The 18,142-nt window shown below is 59.6% G+C and carries 17 protein-coding genes; 11 read left to right on the top strand and 6 right to left on the bottom strand.

What is annotated here, in order from left to right:
- Window position 1: 1 nt before the first annotated feature.
- The 5 genes from ACXHXG_RS16135 to ACXHXG_RS16115 all read right to left on the bottom strand — a co-directional run bounded on the left by ACXHXG_RS16135 (window position 2) and on the right by ACXHXG_RS16115 (window position 4,651).
- Window positions 2-898 (bottom strand): branched-chain amino acid ABC transporter permease, encoded by an 897-nt coding sequence (locus ACXHXG_RS16135; protein WP_457899943.1) that lies wholly within the window; start codon window positions 896-898, stop codon window positions 2-4.
- Window positions 898-1,809 carry an ABC transporter ATP-binding protein gene (locus tag ACXHXG_RS16130; protein WP_457899942.1) on the bottom strand — a complete coding sequence of 304 codons (912 nt, stop codon included), beginning with the start codon at window positions 1,807-1,809 and terminating at the stop codon, window positions 898-900. The genes ACXHXG_RS16135 and ACXHXG_RS16130 overlap by 1 nt, the downstream gene beginning before the upstream one ends.
- Window positions 1,810-1,929: 120 nt before the next feature.
- Complete coding sequence (sfnG, locus tag ACXHXG_RS16125; RefSeq protein ID WP_285169931.1) at window positions 1,930-3,039, bottom strand: dimethylsulfone monooxygenase SfnG; 1,110 nt, start codon at window positions 3,037-3,039, stop codon at window positions 1,930-1,932.
- A gap of 32 nt (window positions 3,040-3,071) precedes the next feature.
- Window positions 3,072-3,647 carry an FMN reductase gene (msuE, locus tag ACXHXG_RS16120; protein ID WP_457899941.1) on the bottom strand — a complete coding sequence of 192 codons (576 nt, stop codon included), beginning with the start codon at window positions 3,645-3,647 and terminating at the stop codon, window positions 3,072-3,074.
- Between the two features lie 290 nt (window positions 3,648-3,937).
- A complete protein-coding gene (locus ACXHXG_RS16115; protein ID WP_457899940.1) occupies window positions 3,938-4,651 on the bottom strand; it encodes a GntR family transcriptional regulator in 714 nt (237 codons plus the stop codon).
- Between the two features lie 263 nt (window positions 4,652-4,914).
- On the opposite strand from ACXHXG_RS16115, the gene ACXHXG_RS16110 reads away from it, so the two are divergent.
- From ACXHXG_RS16110 to ACXHXG_RS16090, 5 genes are all read left to right on the top strand, one after another.
- Complete coding sequence (locus tag ACXHXG_RS16110) at window positions 4,915-6,003, top strand: ABC transporter ATP-binding protein (RefSeq protein WP_104827612.1); 1,089 nt, start codon at window positions 4,915-4,917, stop codon at window positions 6,001-6,003.
- A 29-nt stretch (window positions 6,004-6,032) separates the two neighbouring features.
- Window positions 6,033-7,331 carry an ABC transporter substrate-binding protein gene (locus ACXHXG_RS16105; RefSeq protein WP_457899939.1) on the top strand — a complete coding sequence of 433 codons (1,299 nt, stop codon included), beginning with the start codon at window positions 6,033-6,035 and terminating at the stop codon, window positions 7,329-7,331.
- Between the two features lie 69 nt (window positions 7,332-7,400).
- Window positions 7,401-8,312 carry an ABC transporter permease gene (locus ACXHXG_RS16100; RefSeq protein WP_104827614.1) on the top strand — a complete coding sequence of 304 codons (912 nt, stop codon included), beginning with the start codon at window positions 7,401-7,403 and terminating at the stop codon, window positions 8,310-8,312.
- A 1-nt stretch (window position 8,313) separates the two neighbouring features.
- On the top strand, window positions 8,314-9,135 hold the full coding sequence (locus ACXHXG_RS16095) for an ABC transporter permease (protein ID WP_457899938.1): 822 nt from the start codon (window positions 8,314-8,316) through the stop codon (window positions 9,133-9,135).
- 4 nt (window positions 9,136-9,139) lie between these two features.
- Window positions 9,140-9,883 (top strand): aspartate/glutamate racemase family protein, encoded by a 744-nt coding sequence (locus tag ACXHXG_RS16090; protein ID WP_457899937.1) that lies wholly within the window; start codon window positions 9,140-9,142, stop codon window positions 9,881-9,883.
- Between the two features lie 79 nt (window positions 9,884-9,962).
- On the opposite strand, the gene ACXHXG_RS16085 is transcribed toward ACXHXG_RS16090, so the two are convergent.
- Entirely contained in the window at window positions 9,963-11,045 is a 1,083-nt protein-coding gene (locus ACXHXG_RS16085) for a LacI family DNA-binding transcriptional regulator (protein WP_457899936.1), read from the bottom strand.
- Between the two features lie 219 nt (window positions 11,046-11,264).
- On the opposite strand from ACXHXG_RS16085, the gene ACXHXG_RS16080 reads away from it, so the two are divergent.
- The 6 genes from ACXHXG_RS16080 (at window position 11,265) to ACXHXG_RS16055 (ending at window position 18,137) form a co-directional block, all read left to right on the top strand.
- Window positions 11,265-12,218, top strand: a complete 954-nt coding sequence (locus tag ACXHXG_RS16080) for a sugar phosphate isomerase/epimerase family protein (RefSeq protein ID WP_104827618.1) — start codon at window positions 11,265-11,267, stop codon at window positions 12,216-12,218.
- Between the two features lie 59 nt (window positions 12,219-12,277).
- The gene (locus ACXHXG_RS16075; protein WP_104827619.1) at window positions 12,278-13,513 is read left to right on the top strand and encodes an ABC transporter substrate-binding protein; all 1,236 of its coding nucleotides are present in this window, start codon (window positions 12,278-12,280) and stop codon (window positions 13,511-13,513) included.
- 82 nt (window positions 13,514-13,595) lie between these two features.
- Window positions 13,596-14,483 carry a carbohydrate ABC transporter permease gene (locus ACXHXG_RS16070; protein WP_457899935.1) on the top strand — a complete coding sequence of 296 codons (888 nt, stop codon included), beginning with the start codon at window positions 13,596-13,598 and terminating at the stop codon, window positions 14,481-14,483.
- The gene (locus tag ACXHXG_RS16065) at window positions 14,483-15,367 is read left to right on the top strand and encodes a carbohydrate ABC transporter permease (RefSeq protein ID WP_457899934.1); all 885 of its coding nucleotides are present in this window, start codon (window positions 14,483-14,485) and stop codon (window positions 15,365-15,367) included. Before ACXHXG_RS16070 ends, ACXHXG_RS16065 begins: the two co-directional genes overlap by 1 nt.
- Window positions 15,368-15,371: 4 nt before the next feature.
- Window positions 15,372-16,454 (top strand): ABC transporter ATP-binding protein, encoded by a 1,083-nt coding sequence (locus ACXHXG_RS16060; RefSeq protein ID WP_457899933.1) that lies wholly within the window; start codon window positions 15,372-15,374, stop codon window positions 16,452-16,454.
- 30 nt (window positions 16,455-16,484) lie between these two features.
- Window positions 16,485-18,137 carry a GMC oxidoreductase gene (locus tag ACXHXG_RS16055; RefSeq protein WP_457899932.1) on the top strand — a complete coding sequence of 551 codons (1,653 nt, stop codon included), beginning with the start codon at window positions 16,485-16,487 and terminating at the stop codon, window positions 18,135-18,137.
- Window positions 18,138-18,142: the final 5 nt, after the last annotated feature.

Genomic DNA, 18,142 nt, shown 5'->3' with positions numbered 1-18,142 from the left:
ATCAAATCCTTTCCACGAGCTTTTGCCCAAACAGGCCGGAGGGGCGGATGAGCAGGAAGGCGAGTGCTGCGACATAGGCAATCCAGCCTTCGATGCCGCCGCCGAAATATTCGCCGATATAAACTTCCGCGAGCTTCTCGGTCGCGCCGATCAGCAGACCGCCGACGATCGCACCCAAAATGGAATCAAAGCCGCCGAGAACGAGGACGGGCAGCGCTTTCAGCACCACCAGCGACAGAGAGAACTGCACGCCGAGCCGCGCGCCCCATAGCAGGCCAGCCACCAGTGCTACGACACCGGCAGCCGCCCAGACCGTTGCCCAAATCCAGGGCAGTTTCAGCCCGACAGCAAGCGCGGCGAACTGATCGTCCGCTACAGCCCGGAATGCCAGCCCAATTCGGGTGTAGCGGAAGAAGGCGGACAGCGCCGCCACCATCGCGGCAGCGACCGCCGCCGCAAAAAGATCGAACTGGCTGATGAACACGCCGCCGATGTCGAAGGGAACATCCTCGATCCCGAGCTCCAGACCGTGGACCTGCGTGCCCCAGATGAGTTGAGCCGCCCCCTCGATGATATAGGAGAGCCCGAGCGTCGCCATGAAAAGCGTAATCGGCGGCTTGTTGGTCAATGGTCGCAGCACGGTACGCTCGATGGCAATGCCGATCAGCACCATGACAGCGAATGTAATGACGAGCGCCAAGGCAAAGGGAACGCCACGCTCAAGAAGGCTGACAAAGGTCAGCGCGGCAAACAGCAACATTGCCCCTTGAGCGAAATTGAGCACGCCCGACGTCTTGTAGATCAGCACGAAACCGATGGCTACGAGCGAATACATAACGCCCGAGAGCAAGCCGCCAACCAGCACTTCGATCAGAAACGGCCAGTCGAAATCTGCCATCAGATGCCCTCCCCATCCTCGTTTTCCGCAACGACGCCGAGATAGGCGTCGATGACGCGCTTGTCGGCACGAATTTCGCCCGGACTGCCGTCGGCGATCTTGCGGCCGTAATCGAGGACCGCGATCCGGTCGGAAAGCTGCATGACCACGCCGATATCGTGTTCGATGAGGATCACCGTGGTGCCATACTGATCTCGGGCAGCCCGGATGAAGTCGGCCATGTCGTTCTTTTCGCTCGCCGTCATCCCCGCCATGGGTTCGTCCAGAAGCAGTATCTTCGGTTCGGCCACCAGGGCGCGGGCGAGCTCGACGCGTTTTTGCAGCCCGTAGGGCAGCGTGCCTACGAGACGATGGCTGACCTGGTCCAGATGCAGGAACTCGAGAATACGGGCCGCCCGCTCGCGTGCATCCGCCTCTTCGCGGCGCGCGCGGCCAAGCCCGAGGATCTGTTCGGCAAAGGTCGAGCGTACGGTATAGGCTCGACCGGCGATGACGTTATCGGTGACGCTCAAGCCCTTGAACAAGGCGAGGTTCTGGAACGTGCGGGCAACGCCAAGCGATGCCAGCAGTTCCGTCGGCACATGGCGATAGGTGTTGGAGCCGATACGAATATGGCCATGGTTCGAGCGATAGACACCGCTGATGACGTTGATCAGCGAACTCTTGCCTGCGCCATTTGGACCGATGATCGCCCGGATCTCCCCCGGCTCAACAGAAAGGTCTACATCGACCAAGGCAGCGACGCCACCGAATGACAGGCTGATGCCATGCAAAGAGAGAGCATGGGTCTCTTCGTCATGCTGCGGGATGCCGCCGGTCTTGCCCGGTGGCAACGCGCGTGCAATCTGGTCGCCGGAGCCCCGCAGCGTACCGGGATCCAGCACGTCAAGGGAATAGGTCGCGGCAGGCATTCAGTGTCCTCCATTCGGCTCGGGCGCGGCTTGAACATGGCACGCCAATCCCGTTGGCGTGGACCAATCGGCCCACGCACCCATCATGTTTCACTTACGAGGTATTTTGCTGCAGCGAGCCTATTCGGCCGCCACTGGCTGGGTACTAGCAGCCTCTTCGAGCTCACGAACCAGCGGGATCACATGCTTGCCGAAATACTCGACCTCCTCTTGGAAATGCAGGAAGCCCAGCAGGATCAGATCCGCACCCGCCTGCCTCAGCGCCACAACCCGCTCGGCAACCTGCCGTGGCGTGCCGATGAGGTTCGAGCGGAATCCATCATTATATTGAACGAGGTCTTCGAAAGAGGATTTCGCCCAGTTTCCTTCGCCTTCCGGCGACGCCTTGCCGGCGTTCTTAACTTCATGCCCGAAAGCATTGACCGCCTCGGGATTGGCCTTCTCGATGATCTCGGCAAGCACTGCCTTGGCTTCTTCCTCCGTTTCGCGCACGATTGCGAAGGCGTTCACCCCGATCCGCACGGAATGGCCATTCTCCTTGGCCTTCGATTGGATGTCGTCAACCTGCTTGCGGATCTCGGCCGGCGTATTGCCGTTGGTGAAATACCAGTCAGACACCCGGGCCGCCATGTCGCGAGCGGCACGGGAGGAGCCGCCCTGGAAAATCTCCGGCTGCGGGTCGATCGGCTTCGGCTTCAGCGAATAATTGTTGAAGCGATAGAAATCGCCGCGGAAGGTGAAATTGTCCTCGGTCCAGATGCCGCGAAGTGCACGGATGAACTCCTCCGAGCGACGATAGCGCTCGTCATGATCGAGCCAATGCTCGCCAATGGCGGCGAATTCGCCGCGGAACCAGCCGCTCACGATATTGACCGCGACGCGCCCGTTGGTCAGGTGATTGATGGTCGCAATCTGCTTGGCGGCAAGGGCCGGATTCCAAGGACCGGGCAGGATCGCCGCGATCACCTTCAATGTCGTGGTCGATTCAAGCAGGGCGTGACTAAACGAGACGGACTCATGCTGAAACTCCGCTCCATAACCTGCCGTGAAACGGATCTGGCTCAAGGCATATTCGAAACCGCTCGCTTCGGCGATCTGCGCAAGCTTCCTGTTGTATTCGATCGTCCAGCTCGTACGCTGTTCGATATTCGAAATCACCAGGCCTCCCGAAACATTCGGCACCCAATAGGCAAATTTGACCGGATCGTTCGCGGCATTGGAAAAAGTCATGTAAAGCTCCCTCTTGAATTTCGTTCTATGGGCTAGGCTGCCAATCCGCTGTGTTTTCCCGGGGCGGCGGTCGCTCCGATGTCGAGCGCTGGCGTGATTGTCGCGACCTCTTCGACGGCTCGATCGATGCGCTCGAGGACGGCGGGATTCGTGAGTTCGTGATCGGCGAAGTCGGCCTCAAGCGCATAGATTGCGGTCGGGACGGTCAGCGCATTGAAGAAACCGAAGAGCGGCCGCAATTGGTGCTCAAGCATCAGGCCATGCAACAGTGTCCCGCCGGTTGCGGCGAGAATGACCCGTTTGCCCGCGAGTGCTCGATAATCGACGAGATCAAAGAGATGCTTCAGCGCGCCGCTGTAGGACGCGCGATAGACAGGCGATCCGACAACTATGATATCGGCGCCTTCCACCGCGGCGATGATCGCCTTGCCTTCGGTATCGAGTTGATCCGCTCTAAGCGCCCGAAAGAGCACGGGGGCCGCGTCGACAAGCTCGATGGACTGCACATCGCCACCAACGCGCTGCCGCAGCCGATTGGCGGCGACGTTCACCAAGGACGCCGTCCTGGATGGTCTTTTGACATTGCCACTCAGCGCAAGGATGTTCATGACGATGATCTGTCCGGTTAATTAGATAATTTACCCTATATATTTAGTAGATTTTTGATAGGCGAAGATGTTCTAATCTTCGAAGCAAAGTGGATTGAATTCCTATTTTCAGTGGCGGCTTATCGGAAGAATTTTCTCAAACCCAAAGCATCAGGGATAGCGGATGTGCTGAAGAATTGAGGCCAGAGCGCGACCAGGGAACTGAATGACATATGGAATTGGAAGCGCAATCGTCTTAAGAGGTCCGGCAACCTCTCAAGCGCCTGCTCGCGATCTGAACGCCACGGCCCTCAGATGTCGAATGCTTCTTTCAGATTGAAGCCCTTGCGTTCACGCATGTCGAGATCGGTCTCGATATGGGCGATGTGCTGCAGCATAAGGCGGCAGGCCCTGTCCGAATCCTTCTGCTCAAGGGCATCGACGATTTCGCCGTGTTCGTGATGGCCGCAGCTCGAGGCGGTCGACTGGCCATAGAGCGCGATCACCAGCGAGGAGCGGGCGACGAGTTCCTCCATGAAGCGCTGCATGATGGCGTTGCCTGATATCACCGCGATTGCCAGATGAAAATCGCCTGAGGCCTTGATCTCCGCGCGGCGGGCGGCCGATCCGTGCTCTTCGACCAGCCGACCTTCCAGCAACAGAAGCTGCCGCAGATGCTGGATGTCCGCCGGCGAGATCCTGGCTGCCGCCTCAAGCAGGATGCCTGGCTCGACGAGCCGGCGTGCGGCGAAGATCTGCCGTGCCTCCTCCGGGGACGGATAGGCGACGAAGGCGCCGCGATTTTTCTCGACACTGACAAGCCCTTCATAGGAAAGCGCCTGCAAGGCGGCACGCGCCAGCGTGCGGCTGACATTGAAGAGATTGCCGACATCTGCCTCGGAAAGCTTCGCGCCAGGAGCAAGGCGTCTTTCAACGATCGCGTCGCGAATGGCGTCGCGGATCTGCTGCGTGCTTGTTTCGGCTGAATCGTCGGCGGCTTGGAGGGCGCCCGCAGTTTGCTTCATGAAATACGACCTGATTTTCCCTGAACATACCCAGGTTCGTCGCAAAAATCCAATAGATTTGAGTGCAGTTACGACGTCAAATTGTATACAATCATGTGATTATTTTGTGTACGAAAGCCTATTTGATGTGCACTCGTCGAATTACCGATGATATCCATTCAATCTAAGAATTCCAAAAACTTCGATTGTTATCAATAGTTTGCTGCAATGCACCGAAATTGGCATGGCTCGTGCATTGTCTCTTTTAAACAGAGGAAGGCATGATGTCGAAAGCGGCAGAGATCGATATAGTATCCGTTTCGAAGATCTATGGCAGCACGACAGCCGTGCATGCCATCAGTCTGAAGATTCCTGCCGGTTCTTATTGCTGTTTTCTCGGTCCATCGGGCTGCGGCAAGACGTCGACCCTTCGCATGATCGCCGGGCACGAAAGCATTTCGTCGGGCGATATCCGCCTCGGAAACACCGTCGTCACCGACTTCCCGCCAGCCAAGCGCGGCACGGCCATGATGTTCCAGTCCTATGCGCTCTTTCCGCATCTCGACCTCATCGACAATGTCGCCTTCAGCCTGAAGATGAAGGGCGTGGACAAGGACGAGCGTCGGGCCAAGGCGCTTGAGATGCTGAAGCTGATGCAGATGGAGGCCTATGCCACACGGCGTCCGGCGCAGCTTTCCGGCGGGCAGCAGCAACGCGTGGCCCTCGCCCGCGCGCTGATTACCGATCCGGAAGCCCTGCTGCTCGATGAGCCGCTCTCGGCGCTCGATCCGTTCCTGAAGATCCGCATGCGCGCCGAGTTGAAGAAGCTGCAGAAGACGCTCGGGATTACCTTCGTGCATGTGACGCACAGCCAGGAGGAGGCCATGGCGCTCGCCGATATCATCGTCATCATGAACGATGGCCGGATCGAGCAGGCGGCGACGCCCCGTCAAGTCTTCGAGCGTCCTGCGACAGCCTTCGTCGCCCGCTTCATGGGAGACCATAACGTGCTTTCCGGCCGGGTGGCATCCAGCGAAAACGGCGTGCTGACGATGACAGTGCCCGAGGGGCAGAGTTTTTCTGTGTCAGGAACCGGTAGGGACGTGGGCGAGGCCATCGATATCGGCATCCGCACAGACCGCGTGCGCCTGCAAGTGGCTTCCGAAAAAACCCTCGGCTTCAACGGCATCGTCTCCAACATCGAATATCGCGGCGCGTCGGTGAAAATCACCGTCAACGGCGCGGGCAGCGACGACTTCACGGTCATCGCGAGCGACGGCGATTACTTCGCCAAACCCGTATCGGTCGGCGATGCGGTGTCTCTGAGCTGGGCTCCGGAGGACGTCGTCCTCCTTGGCCGGGTTTCCGCATGAATTCCAAGCATCACAACAGGGGAACTGACATGACGACTGAAACGAAGACCATTAAGGCGGCCAAAGGAATTTCCCGCCGCTCGCTTTTGAAGACCGGCGCTGCCGCCGCCGGTGCGATCGCCGGCTCCGGCCTCATCACCGGCTTTCCGACCATCTGGGCGCAATCGAACATCACGCTTCGCCAGTTCGGCACCGGCGTTTCGAACATCAATGCCATTGCCGAAAAGTGCAAGGCCGATCTCGGCATCACACTGGAAATGACGGCAACCGACTCCGACGCCGCCGCCCAGCGCGCCGTCACCCAGCCTGACAGCTATGACATTGCCGACATCGAATACTGGATCGCCAAGAAGGTCTTCCCGACCGGCGTTCTGCAACCGATGGACGTCAAGAAGCTCAAATATTACGACAAGATCGTGCCGCTGTTCATCAACGGCAAGCTGAAATCGGACAGCGTCATCGCCCAGGGCACGGCGCCGCACACGGTCGGCTTCGTCGAAGCGCAGGGCTCCAAGAAATTCGCCAAGGAGCCGACGCAGTGGATGACGATGGTTCCGACCATCTACAACGCCGACACGCTCGGCATCCGTCCGGACCTGACCGGTCGTCCGATCACAAGCTGGGCCGACATTCTCGATCCCGCTTTCAAGGGCAAGACCGCGATCCTCAATATCCCGTCGATCGGTATCATGGATGCCGCGATGATCATGGAAGCGGCCGGCAAGATCAAATATGCCGACAAGGGCAACATGACGAAGGCGGAGATCGACAAGACGATCGACTTCCTGATCAAGACCAAGGGTGACGGCCAGTTCCGCGCCTTCTGGAAGTCATTCGACGAAAGCGTCAACCTGATGGCGTCGGGCGAAGTCGTCATCCAGTCGATGTGGTCGCCGGCCGTTGCTGCTGTGCGCTCCAAGGGGATCGCCTGCACCTTCCAGCCGCTCAAGGAAGGCTATCGCGCCTGGGGCGGCGGCCTTGGCCTCGCCTCGCATCTGAAAGGCGCGCAGCTCGACGCCGCTTACGAATACATCAACTGGTACACCTCCGGCTGGGTCGGCGGCTACCTCAATCGCCAGGGCTACTACTCGGCCTGCATGGAAACGGCCAAGCAATTCATGTCGGCCGACGAATGGGGCTACTGGATCGAAGGCAAGCCGGCGCAGGGCGATATCCTGTCTCCGGAAGGCAAGGTCATGGAGAAGGCCGGCGCCGTTCGCGACGGCGGCTCGTTCGAAGCCCGCATGGGCGCGGTCGCCTGCTGGAACTCGGTGATGGACGAAGACCGCTACATGGTCCGCCGCTGGAACGAGTTCATCGCCGCCTAAGCACCATCCTCAAATCAAATCCTCTCCCCGCAAGCGGGGGGAGGAAGCCGCTAACGGAGAGACCGGGACATGGCGACGATCGCCTCCTCAGAAACAGATCAGGCACCACGGAAAGCAGGTGGCCATTTCGGCGTGCCGCTATGGCTCGTCTCCTATCTGCAGGCAGCGCCGCTCTTTCTGATCCTGGGTTTCTTCTTCCTGCTGCCGATCGCGATGATCGGTGTCGTCAGCTTCTGGGACTATGATTTCGCCGGTCTCTATCCCGCCTTTCTGACCACGAATTACACCGATACGCTGGGTTCCTGGGTCACTTGGAAGACCTATCTCAATACGCTGAAATTCACCGCCATCGTCTGGGTATTGACGCTGGTGATCGGCTTCTGGGTTGCCTATTTCCTCGCCTTCCACATCCGCCGCACATCGACGCAGATGGTGCTTTTCCTCGTCTGCACAGTGCCTTTCATGACATCGAACATCATTCGCATGATCTCCTGGATTCCGGTGCTCGGACGCAATGGCCTCGTCAATTCGACCCTGATCCAGATGGGCCTCATTCCGAAGCCAATCGAATGGCTGCTCTATTCCGATTTCGCCGTCGTGCTCGCCATGGTGCATCTCTATACGCTGTTCATGGTGACACCGATCTTCAACACGCTGATGCGTATCGACCGCTCGTTGTTCGAAGCGGCGCGCGATGCCGGCGCCAGCGGCTGGCAAATCCTCTGGAACGTGGTGATCCCCCTTGCAAAGCCCGGCATGGCGATCGGCACGATCTTCGTCGTCACCTTGGTCATGGCCGATTTTTCGACCGTGCAGGTCATGTCCGGCGGCCAGAGTGCTTCCATCGCTCTGATGATGAAAAATCAGATGTCGCTTCTGCAATACCCAGCCGCAGCGGCAAATGCGGTGGTGCTGCTGGTCCTCGTCCTGCTGATGGTCTCCGCCATCCTGCGGGTCGTCGATATCCGCAAGGAGCTTTGAGATGAACGGCGAAAAGCGCGGCCTGGAATTCTATGTCCTGGCGATCTTTTTCATTGTCTTCGTGCTGTTTCTCTACGGCCCTCTTTCGGCGATCCTCATCCTTTCCTTCCAGGGACCGGATGGCGGCCTGACCTTTCCGCTGAACGGTGTCTCCTTGCATTGGTTTGCGAACCTGTTCGAGAAGCAGGCGGTCGGCGATTTCGGCGCCTCGTTCCGCCGATCCCTCATGCTCGGGCTGATGGTGATGGTCGTCACCGTCGTCGTGTCGCTGCTGGCAGGCCTGGCCTTTCGCCGCCGCTTTCGCGGATCTTCATTGCTGTTCTACGCGACGGTCGCCAGCCTGGTGGTTCCGTCGATCATCATCTCGCTCGGCATCGGCGTCGTTTTCCAGCAGGGCGGTCTTGCTCCGACCTGGTATTCCTCGGGCTTCGGCGCGCATCTGACCTGGACGCTGCCCTTCGGCGTGCTGATCATGTTCGCCGTTTTCAACCGCTTTTCACCGGCTTACGAGGAGGCTGCGCGCGATCTCGGGGCGACCTCATGGCAGACCTTCCGCCATATCGTGCTGCCGATGATCACCCCGAGCCTGATCGGCGTCGGCCTATTCGGCTTTACGCTGTCCTATGACGAGTTCGCGCGCAGCCTGATGACATCCGGCACCTACAACACGCTGCCGCTCGAAATCTACGGCATGACCACCAACGTCACAACGCCCGTGCTCTATGCATTGGGAACGGTAACGACCCTCTTTTCCTTCACCATCATTCTCGTGGCGCTCGGCATCATGGCCATGCTTGGCCGCCGGCAGGCCAAGAAAAGCTGAGATCATGCGTTTATTGCTCATCAATCCGAATACCAGCGCGTCGATGACCGAAAAGGCTGCGATTGCCGCCCGCGCCGTCGCTGCGTCCGGAACGGACATCATTGCCGCCACGTCACGGATGGGACCAGCTTCCATCGAGGGATATTATGACGGCGCGCTCGCCGTTCCCGGCCTGTTGAGCGAACTCAGGGAACGACTGACGATGGGCTATGATGCGGCGATCATCGCCTGTTTCGATGATACCGGCCTCGAGGCCGCCCGGTCGTTTTGCGATGTCCCCGTTCTGGGGCTTTGCGAGTCCGCCGTCGCGATCGCTGGCTTTCTCGCCCAGCGCTTCACGGTCGTGACGACGCTGGAGCGTTCACGCGTACTGATCGACAATCTCGTTCAACGCTACGGCATGGGCGGTCGGGCGAAGGTGCGTGCTTCCGATATCGCCGTGCTGGAACTCGAACATGCCGCATCCGGGGCGATCGGCAAGTTGCGAGCGGAAATCGAACGAGCGCTGGAAGAAGACGGGGCGGAGGCGATCGTGCTCGGCTGCGCCGGCATGACTGATCTTGCGCACGAGTTGCAGGCGATCTACGGCGTCCCGGTGATCGACGGCGTCGCGGCGGCGGTGAAACAGGCGGAAGCACTGGTGTCGCTCGGCCTCTCCACCAGCAAACGCGGCTCCTATGCCTCGCCGCTGCCGAAGCCCTTTAGCGGCGCGATGAGCGATTTCGCGCCAAGGAAACTAGCTGTCTGAAGGCCGGCACGAAGATCATGCCCTGCTCGCTCAATCAGTAAAGTAGAGCGGCAGTTTCTCACCAACAAAGCGCAATGCGTTATTTTCCGATGCAGCTCTTTGGCGGAGCCATACTCTCGCGCGGGATCAGCCTGCTGCGGATGACAACACGCCTGTCCCGCTCCTTCTTTTCCTGTCCGATGGCATCAAGCAGGCGCGCCACGGCAACCTGTCCCATCTCCTCGAATGGCTGTTCGATCGTCGAGAGCGGCGGAAAGCAAAACTCGCATACCGGTGCGCCATCGAAAGAAACCACCGACAGATCCTCGGGAATTCGCAACCCCGTGTGCTGTATGCGACTGATGAAAGAAATCGCCATGTCATCGCTTGTCGCAATCACCGCTGTCGGCTTGTCCTTCAGCCGCGCGAAGTCGGCCGCCGCCTGAATGCCGATCTTGAAGCCTTCCTGGTAGTCGAGGTTACCGCCGGATCGCGACACCGCCTCCTCAGAAAGCTCGGCATCGCGCAAGGCTTCGATCACGCCGCCATAACGTTCAACGTCGTGATAATTGCCCTCCGGACCGGCGATGTAGAGAAACCGTTTATGGCCCAGTCTGATCAGCTCGGTTGTCACGTCCCGTACCGCCTCACGATCATTCGTCACGACACTCGGCACCCCGGCGCCGCTCATATCGAGCAACATGGAGACGATCGGCAAGCCCGCATTGGCTAAGGAGCGTCCATCGACCTCAGGCAGTTTCGACGACAGGATGATGGCGCCGCGAATGGTGCCGCCGAAGGCCAGGTCGAGAATATGTCTTTCCGATTCCGCATCGCGGCCCAGATTGGCGATCATCAGATTGTAGCCATTCTGCAGCAAGGCCTTGTTGATGCTTTGCAGAACTTGGGGAATGACTTGGGAAACGCCGTAATAGAGTGATCCGGGAAGGATGATCATGATGGTGCTGGATTTGCCGACCCTGAGGCCGCGGGCCATAGCATTCGGCGTGTAGCCCAGTTGCTTGGCGGCCGCATCGATCTTGACGCGAGTCTTCTCGTTGACGCGCCCGGGATTGGCAAGTGCGCGGCTGACCGTGGAAATTGCCACTCCAGCCAGCCGCGCGACATCCGCCATTAAAGGCCCTGATTGCTCCTCCACCGGCATATCTTTGTTTTTTTTCAATTTTTCCTTCCTTCCCGATGCCTGCTGCGCCGGATGCTACGGTAATCGCAGCCATATAGCAAACGATTGCCAAAAACCGCTTGCATAAAAAAACGACTTGTCTACTATCTGGGCATGGCAAACGATTGCCAATGACAGCGCATTGAAATCATTATGGATTATTCGTTGTGGACCTCAACTCCACAACCGATCCCCCATGCCCGGAGAACAGATAGCGTCATGACCTCAACCGAACGGCTTCGCTTTGGCGTCGATCTCGTCACCTTTTTCCACCCCGGTTTCTGGGGCGTGAAGGATTACGACAGCATCATTGCACTCTCCCGAAGCGAACCCCGCGTTTTTTGGGACAAGATCCTTGATGCCGTGCAGGCTTCCGGCGTTAGCGGCGTGGAGTTGACCTTTTCGCCGTTCAACTGGCAGGACGCGACGAAGACCTACGGCTCGGTGGAGGCTTTCGCCGCCGAGCTTTCCAGGCGCGGACTGACACTGGCGAGCGGCTTTTTCGCAGAGCTGGAAGCGGCGGGCGATTTTACGGAGGCGAACGCACAGGCTGCCATCATCGAAAAGGCGGAGAAATACGCTGAATTCCTCAAAGCCTGCGGCAGCGATATCATGGTCATCGGCGCGCCGCTGCGTCAGACGCTCGGCGCCCAGCCGGTGCGGTTCTTCGATTTCGAGCAGGCGCGCAAGATTGCCGATTTCCTCAATCGCCTTGGCGCAGTTCTTTATGCGAAGGGCGTGCGGCTGGCCCTTCACACCGAGGCGCACTCGATCTTCGCTGCTTCCCGCGATGTCGATCTGCTGATGCTGCTGACAGACCCGGCTTACGTGCATATGTGCCCGGACACAGCCCATATCATCGTCGCCGGCTCGGACCCGCTGCAGGTCGTCGAGCGTCATCACGAGCGCATGATCATCGCCCACTGGAAGGATGCACTCGGACCTATGCCGGCCGATACCCCGATCGACGAGCACATCCATGATCGCCATCATCCCTATTTCTGCGGCTTCGGACTCGGCCGCGTCGATTGGCCGGGCTGGATCAGGCTGTTGCGAGACCGCGGCTATGAGGGCTGGGCCATTCTCGAGCTCGATGCCGCACCGGATCCGGTCGCCGACATCGCAAATGGGCTCAAGCTCGTGCGGCAGGCGCTTTTGCCGACCTATCGCTGATTTTCATGACCCGAAAACCAAAAGCCCCGCCAAGAGGGCTTTCTTGAAGAGGTGGAACGATGAAAAATACAATGAAGCTCCTACTGGTGGGAGCCGCCGTGCTCTCGGCAGCCATTTCCTCGGCCCGTGCCGAAGACAAGCCGAAAGCCGAGGTGATGACCTCCTGGACCTCCGGCGGAGAAGCGGCAGCTCTGGACGTCATTAAACAGGAGTTTGAAAAACGCGGCGGGATCTGGAAGGATTCGTCCATTGCCGGTTTCGGCGCGGCCGATGCAGCGTTTCAGAACCGCTTGGTCGCTGGCGATCCGCCGGCCGCCAAGCAGACCGTGCTCGGTCTCGCCAATGCGGACTTCGTCAGTCAGGGCCTTCTGAGCCCCATCGATGGCATCGCGAAAGCCGGAAAATGGGCGGATGTCCTGCCGAAATCGATCGCCGACCTCATTTCATACAACGGCCAGGTCTATCTTGCGCCCACCGGCGCCCATGGCGAAAGCTGGGTATTTTATTCCAAGGAGACCTTCGCCAAGGCCGGCGTGAGCGAAGAGCCCAAGAGCTGGGACGAATTCTTCGCGGCTCTCGACAAGCTCAAGGCCGCCGGCGTACAGCCGGTCGCCTGGGGCGGCCAATCCTGGCAGGAATCCAAGGTCTTCAACATGATCCTGCTGACACAGGTCGGCATCGACGGCTTCCTGAAGATCTATGTCGGCAAGGACAAGGGCGAGGCATCGACGGAAGGCGTGAAAAAGACGCTCGATATTCTCGGCAAGCTGCGTGCCTATGTCGATGAAGGTGCCGCAGGGCGCAACTGGAATGACGCAACTGCCATGGTCATCACCGGAAAGGCCGGCGTGCAGTTCATGGGCGATTGGGCCAAGGGCGAATTCGTTGCCGCCGGCAAAGCGCTCGGCAAGGACTATGGCTGCATGCTCGCCCCGCAATCGCCGGGGATGGTCTATGTCGCCGATTCCTTCTCATTCCCGAAGATCGCCGATGCGGCTTCACAGAAGGGTCAGACACTGCTCGCGGAGGTCGCCATGGATCCTGCCATCCAGGTCGAATTCTCGCTCAAGAAGGGTTCCGTGCCGATGCGCACCGACGTCGATAAGTCGAAGCTCGATATATGCGCGCAGAAAGGACTGGAATTGATGAGCGCGGGCAAGATCGTGCCGGACCAGGCTCTGATCCTCTCCCCGCAGCAAGCCGGCGCACTCAACGACTTTGTAGACGAGTTCTGGACCAACCCTTCGGAAGATAGCGCCTCCGGCGCCGAGAAATTCTTCGCGATCTTCGAATAGGGCCTCGTCAGGCGCCGACCGGCAGGGACGCCGGTCGGCTCCGCCTATTCCTTTTGAGAGAATTTGTTGAGAGAGTTTGCCGATGCAAGCCAAGCGCAGACGTTCCCTTGCTGCGACCTGTGCGCTCCTGCCGACATGGCTCGCCGCGATTTTCGTCTATATCGGCACCATGGTCTGGTCGGTGCGGCTGTCCTTCACGGATTCGACGATCTTCCCGTCGTCCAATTATGTCGGCTTTGCCCAATATACCAGGCTGTTTAAGAATTCGCGCTGGCTCGCCTCATTGGAAAATGTGCTGATCTTCGGCGCGCTCTATGTCGCAGGCTGCCTCGTCCTCGGCTTCGTGCTGGCAGCCGCCCTTGACCGCAAGGTCCGCTTCGAAAGCGTATTCCGCACTATTTTCCTCTATCCCTATGCCATGTCCTTCGTGGTCACAGGCCTCATCTGGCAGTGGATGCTGAACCCGACCCTCGGCATTCAGGCCACCGTCCGGGCGTTTGGCTGGCAAGGCTTCGTCTTCGACTGGATCGTCAATCGTGACATGGCGATCTATACCGTCGTCTTCGCCGGTGTCTGGCAGGGGGCTGGCCTTGTCATGGTCATCGCGCTCTCCGGCATGCGCGGCATCGGCGAAGAGCAATGGAAAGCCGCCCAGATCGACGGAATACCGATCTGGCGCATCTATCTCTCCATTATCCTGCCGCAACTTGGGCCGGCGCTTGCGGCATCGGGCATGCTGCTCTCCATGGGCGTGATCAAGACCTATGATCTGATCGTGGCGCAGACCGGCGGCGGACCCGGCTATTCGACGGAAGTGCCTGCAAAATTCATTATGGACAATCTGTTCGAACGCCAGAACCTCGGACTGGCGAGCGCGGGAGCCACGGTCCTGGTGCTCTCCGTCATCATCGCCGTTGCACCGTTTCGCTATGCGCTTGCCATGCGCGCCAGAAGAAGGGGAGCGCATTGATGGCAGCCCTTCACGCCCGCGGCCCGAAACCTTCGCGACTGACAGCCGGCCAGATCGGGCTCTATGCCTTCCTGATCCTTTCGGCGCTGTTTTTCCTGTTGCCGCTCTACACGATGCTCGTCACCTCCTTGAAAACGATGGAGGAAATCCGTCAGGGCCGTATCTTCGCCTGGCCCAGCGCGGTCACTTTCGATGCATGGAAGACAGCATGGTCGGGAGCCTGCATGGGCACGCAATGCCTTGGCGTGCGCATCGGGTTCTGGAATTCGGTGAAGATCACCGTACCGGCCGTGGTGATTTCCGTCTTCATCGGTGCGATCAACGGTTATGCCCTATCCTTCTGGCGGCCGAGGGGATCGGGCCTGCTCTTCGGACTTCTGATGGCCGGCGGCCTCATCCCCTATCAGATCTTCCTTTATCCGCTGGTGCGCCTGCTCGCCAATCTGAGCCTTTATAACTCGGTGGCAGGTGTCGTCCTGGTTCATGTCATTTTCGGACTGCCGCTGGTGACACTGTTGTTCCGCAATTATTTCGTCGCCATCCCCGAAGAACTCTGCAAGGCGGCGCGCGTCGACGGCGCCGGTTTCTGGCGAATCTTCGTCGAGATCATGCTGCCCATGTCGATACCGATGGTGGTCGTCGCCTCCATCTTCCAGTTCACCGGCATCTGGAACGACTTCCTGATCGGCCTGGTCTTTGCTGGGCGTGACAATCTGCCGATGACGGTGCAGCTCAACAACATCGTCAATACCACAATGGGCGAGCGCGCCTACAACGTGAACATGGCCGCCACTATCCTGACAGCCGTCGTTCCACTCGCCATCTATTTCTTCTCCGGCCGCTGGTTCCTGCGTGGTGTCGCCGCCGGCGCCGTCAAGGGATAACGCCATGCAGCCTGCCGTATCCGTAAAAGACCTCAAGATTGCCTATGGCGACCATACTGTCATCGAGAAGCTCTCCATCGACATTGCTCCGCGCGAGTTTCTTGTGCTTCTGGGGCCGTCCGGCTGCGGAAAGTCGACGCTGCTCAACTCCATCGCGGGTCTTCAGGACATCAGCGATGGCGAAATCTGGATATCGGACAAGAACGTCACCTGGGCCGAACCGAAGGACCGCGGCATCGGCATGGTGTTCCAATCCTATGCCCTCTACCCGCGCATGTCGGTGCGCAAGAACCTGTCCTTCGGCTTGCGCGTGGCGGGCCTTCCCAAGGCCGAGATCGAGGCGCGCATTGCCCGAACCGCTTCGCTTCTCCATCTCGACACACTGCTCGATCGCCGCCCTTCGGAACTGTCTGGCGGCCAGCGCCAGCGCGTCGCAATCGGCCGCGCCCTGGTGCGCGAGGTCAACGTCTTCCTATTCGATGAGCCGCTTTCCAATCTCGATGCCAAGCTACGCAACGAATTGCGCGTCGAGATCAAAAAGCTGCATCAGAGCCTGGGCAACACGATGATCTATGTGACGCATGACCAGGTCGAAGCGCTGACCCTGGCCGACCGCATCGCCATCATGAAGGACGGTGTAATCCAGCAGCTTGCCAGCCCATCCGAGATCTACCATCGCCCCGCAAACCTTTTCGTTGCCGGTTTCATCGGCGCACCGGCGATGAACTTCATCAAGGGCGAGATCGCCATCAAGGCGGAGACCCCGGTCTTTGAAAGCAACGGCCTGACCATCGACCTGACCGATTATCCATTTCTGGCACCCGTCACGCCAGGTCCTGCTACGCTCGGCATCCGGCCGGAACACATCGCGCCGGACGGCGCTGCAAGCGGTTGGCCCACCATTCCCGGCATCGTCTCGGTCGTCGAGCCAATGGGAGCTGACACCGTGCTGTGGTTCGACTGGGCGGGACAAAGCCTCTCCTACCGCATCATGGGGGATGCCGCACTCCAGCCGGGCACGACGATCAACCCAGGGCTCGATGTCACCAAAGCCTCCCTCTTCGACGCTGATGGCGCCCGCCTCTAAAGCCACTTTCACCTCATACGGAAGCTACCCATGTCTCAGACTGTCTACGACGCGCTGGTGATCGGTTCCGGCGCCGCCGGCTCCTTCGCCGCCAAAGAATTGACCGCTCAGGGGCTTTCAGTGCTTTTGCTCGAAGCTGGTCCCGCAGTAAGCCAGAAGGATTTTGATCCGACTCGCAAGAAACTGCCGGCCAGCAGCATCAACATATGGGAGCGCGCACGCGCGACGATAAAGGGCCAGCCCATCCAGGCGCGCGCCGCCTTCTTCACCGAGCGTTTCAGCCATTTCTTCGTCAATGACCGAAAGAACCCTTACACCACGCCAAAGGATGCGCCGTTCCTCTGGATCCGCGGCAGGCAGGGCGGCGGTCGCCTGCACAGTTTCGGTCGCGTGCTGCTGCGCTGGACGGATGACGACTTCAAGATCCAGTCGCGAACAGGTAAAGGCGTGGACTGGCCGGTCAGCTATGACGATCTCGTGCCTTACTACGAGGAGGTTGAAGCCGGCCTTGGGCTCTACGGCAATCCTGATGGTGTAGAGACGCTGCCGGACGGCATCTATGCGCGCCCGGCAAAACTCACACCGGCCGAACAAATCTTCAAGAGCGAAGTGGAAGGTCGCTGGCCGCAGCGGCATGTCGTGTCCTGGCGCTATATCGCGCCGGACGCAGAGCGTACGCCGAAACCCTTGAGGGAGGCGCTCGCGACCGGGCGGCTGACCATCCGCCACGATGCGATCGTCCGCCGCATCGCGACGGACGAGCGAGGCACCCGGGCAACCGGTGCCGAGTTCATCGATCGCGTCACCGGCAAGGTCGAGACCGTGCATGCTGCCCTCGTGGTGCTGTCGGCTTCGCCGATCGAAAGCGTGCGGCTGCTTTTGAATTCGGCATCCGCCAGGCACCCAGAGGGACTGGGCAACAGCTCTGGTGCGCTCGGGCGTTATTTCATGGATCAGTTGCCATGCCTTGCCTTCGGCTCCTTCGGCAAGGCAAAAGGATGGGCGACCGACGATTCCGCCCCGACCGATCCTTTCTACAATCCCTCGGGCGGCATCTTCGTGCCGCGCTTTGGAACCGGCGATGCCGGTCGCGGCGATTTCGACTACCAGGGCAGCATCGGCCGGACGCCGACGCCCGATGACAAGCCGTCGCGGCTGGCATTCTTTGGCTTTGGTCGCATGCTGCCCTACGCGGACAATCGCATTACCCTCAACGCGCGACGCAAAGATGCCTGGGGGATCCCCGTTCCCCATATCCGCTGCCTCATGGGCCAAGAAGAGCACGCGCTTCTCCGCCAGCAGGAAGAGGTGCTCATCGACATGGTGCGAAGCGTCGGCGGCGATCTCGAGTTCATCGGCTCCCCCACCGGCCTCATGGAAATGGGACGCGGCGCCTTCCCCGACGCCGATCCGTTCAGCCGCTTCATGTTCCGAAAATGGTTCCGCAAGACTATGTGCATGGGAGCGGCAATCCATGAAACCGGCGGAGCGCGGATGGGGAGCGACCGGGGGAGTTCGGTGCTGAACCCTTACAACCAGCTTTGGGATGTTCCTAATGTCATCGTCACCGACGCCAGTGCCTTTCCCGGCAGTGGCATCGCGGGCACGACACTTACCGTCATGGCGTTGACGGTCCGCGCCTGCCGGAATCTTGTCAGCCGACACTCAGCAAATGATACGTGAGCCCC

The organism is Rhizobium sp. LEGMi-198b (assembly GCF_054114205.1).
This window is presented reverse-complemented; position numbering and strand designations above follow the sequence as displayed.

What these genes read in the sequence shown, in the direction of transcription:
- ACXHXG_RS16135 (WP_457899943.1), bottom strand. Translation starts at nt 898, where the DNA reads ATGGCAGATTTCGACTGGCCGTTTCTGATCGAAGTGCTGGTTGGCGGC.
- ACXHXG_RS16130 (WP_457899942.1), bottom strand. Translation starts at nt 1,809, where the DNA reads ATGCCTGCCGCGACCTATTCCCTTGACGTGCTGGATCCCGGTACGCTG.
- sfnG (WP_285169931.1), bottom strand. Translation starts at nt 3,039, where the DNA reads ATGACTTTTTCCAATGCCGCGAACGATCCGGTCAAATTTGCCTATTGG.
- msuE (WP_457899941.1), bottom strand. Translation starts at nt 3,647, where the DNA reads ATGAACATCCTTGCGCTGAGTGGCAATGTCAAAAGACCATCCAGGACG.
- ACXHXG_RS16115 (WP_457899940.1), bottom strand. Translation starts at nt 4,651, where the DNA reads ATGAAGCAAACTGCGGGCGCCCTCCAAGCCGCCGACGATTCAGCCGAA.
- ACXHXG_RS16110 (WP_104827612.1), top strand. Translation starts at nt 4,915, where the DNA reads ATGTCGAAAGCGGCAGAGATCGATATAGTATCCGTTTCGAAGATCTAT.
- ACXHXG_RS16105 (WP_457899939.1), top strand. Translation starts at nt 6,033, where the DNA reads ATGACGACTGAAACGAAGACCATTAAGGCGGCCAAAGGAATTTCCCGC.
- ACXHXG_RS16100 (WP_104827614.1), top strand. Translation starts at nt 7,401, where the DNA reads ATGGCGACGATCGCCTCCTCAGAAACAGATCAGGCACCACGGAAAGCA.
- ACXHXG_RS16095 (WP_457899938.1), top strand. Translation starts at nt 8,314, where the DNA reads ATGAACGGCGAAAAGCGCGGCCTGGAATTCTATGTCCTGGCGATCTTT.
- ACXHXG_RS16090 (WP_457899937.1), top strand. Translation starts at nt 9,140, where the DNA reads ATGCGTTTATTGCTCATCAATCCGAATACCAGCGCGTCGATGACCGAA.
- ACXHXG_RS16080 (WP_104827618.1), top strand. Translation starts at nt 11,265, where the DNA reads ATGACCTCAACCGAACGGCTTCGCTTTGGCGTCGATCTCGTCACCTTT.
- ACXHXG_RS16075 (WP_104827619.1), top strand. Translation starts at nt 12,278, where the DNA reads ATGAAAAATACAATGAAGCTCCTACTGGTGGGAGCCGCCGTGCTCTCG.
- ACXHXG_RS16070 (WP_457899935.1), top strand. Translation starts at nt 13,596, where the DNA reads ATGCAAGCCAAGCGCAGACGTTCCCTTGCTGCGACCTGTGCGCTCCTG.
- ACXHXG_RS16065 (WP_457899934.1), top strand. Translation starts at nt 14,483, where the DNA reads ATGGCAGCCCTTCACGCCCGCGGCCCGAAACCTTCGCGACTGACAGCC.
- ACXHXG_RS16060 (WP_457899933.1), top strand. Translation starts at nt 15,372, where the DNA reads ATGCAGCCTGCCGTATCCGTAAAAGACCTCAAGATTGCCTATGGCGAC.
- ACXHXG_RS16055 (WP_457899932.1), top strand. Translation starts at nt 16,485, where the DNA reads ATGTCTCAGACTGTCTACGACGCGCTGGTGATCGGTTCCGGCGCCGCC.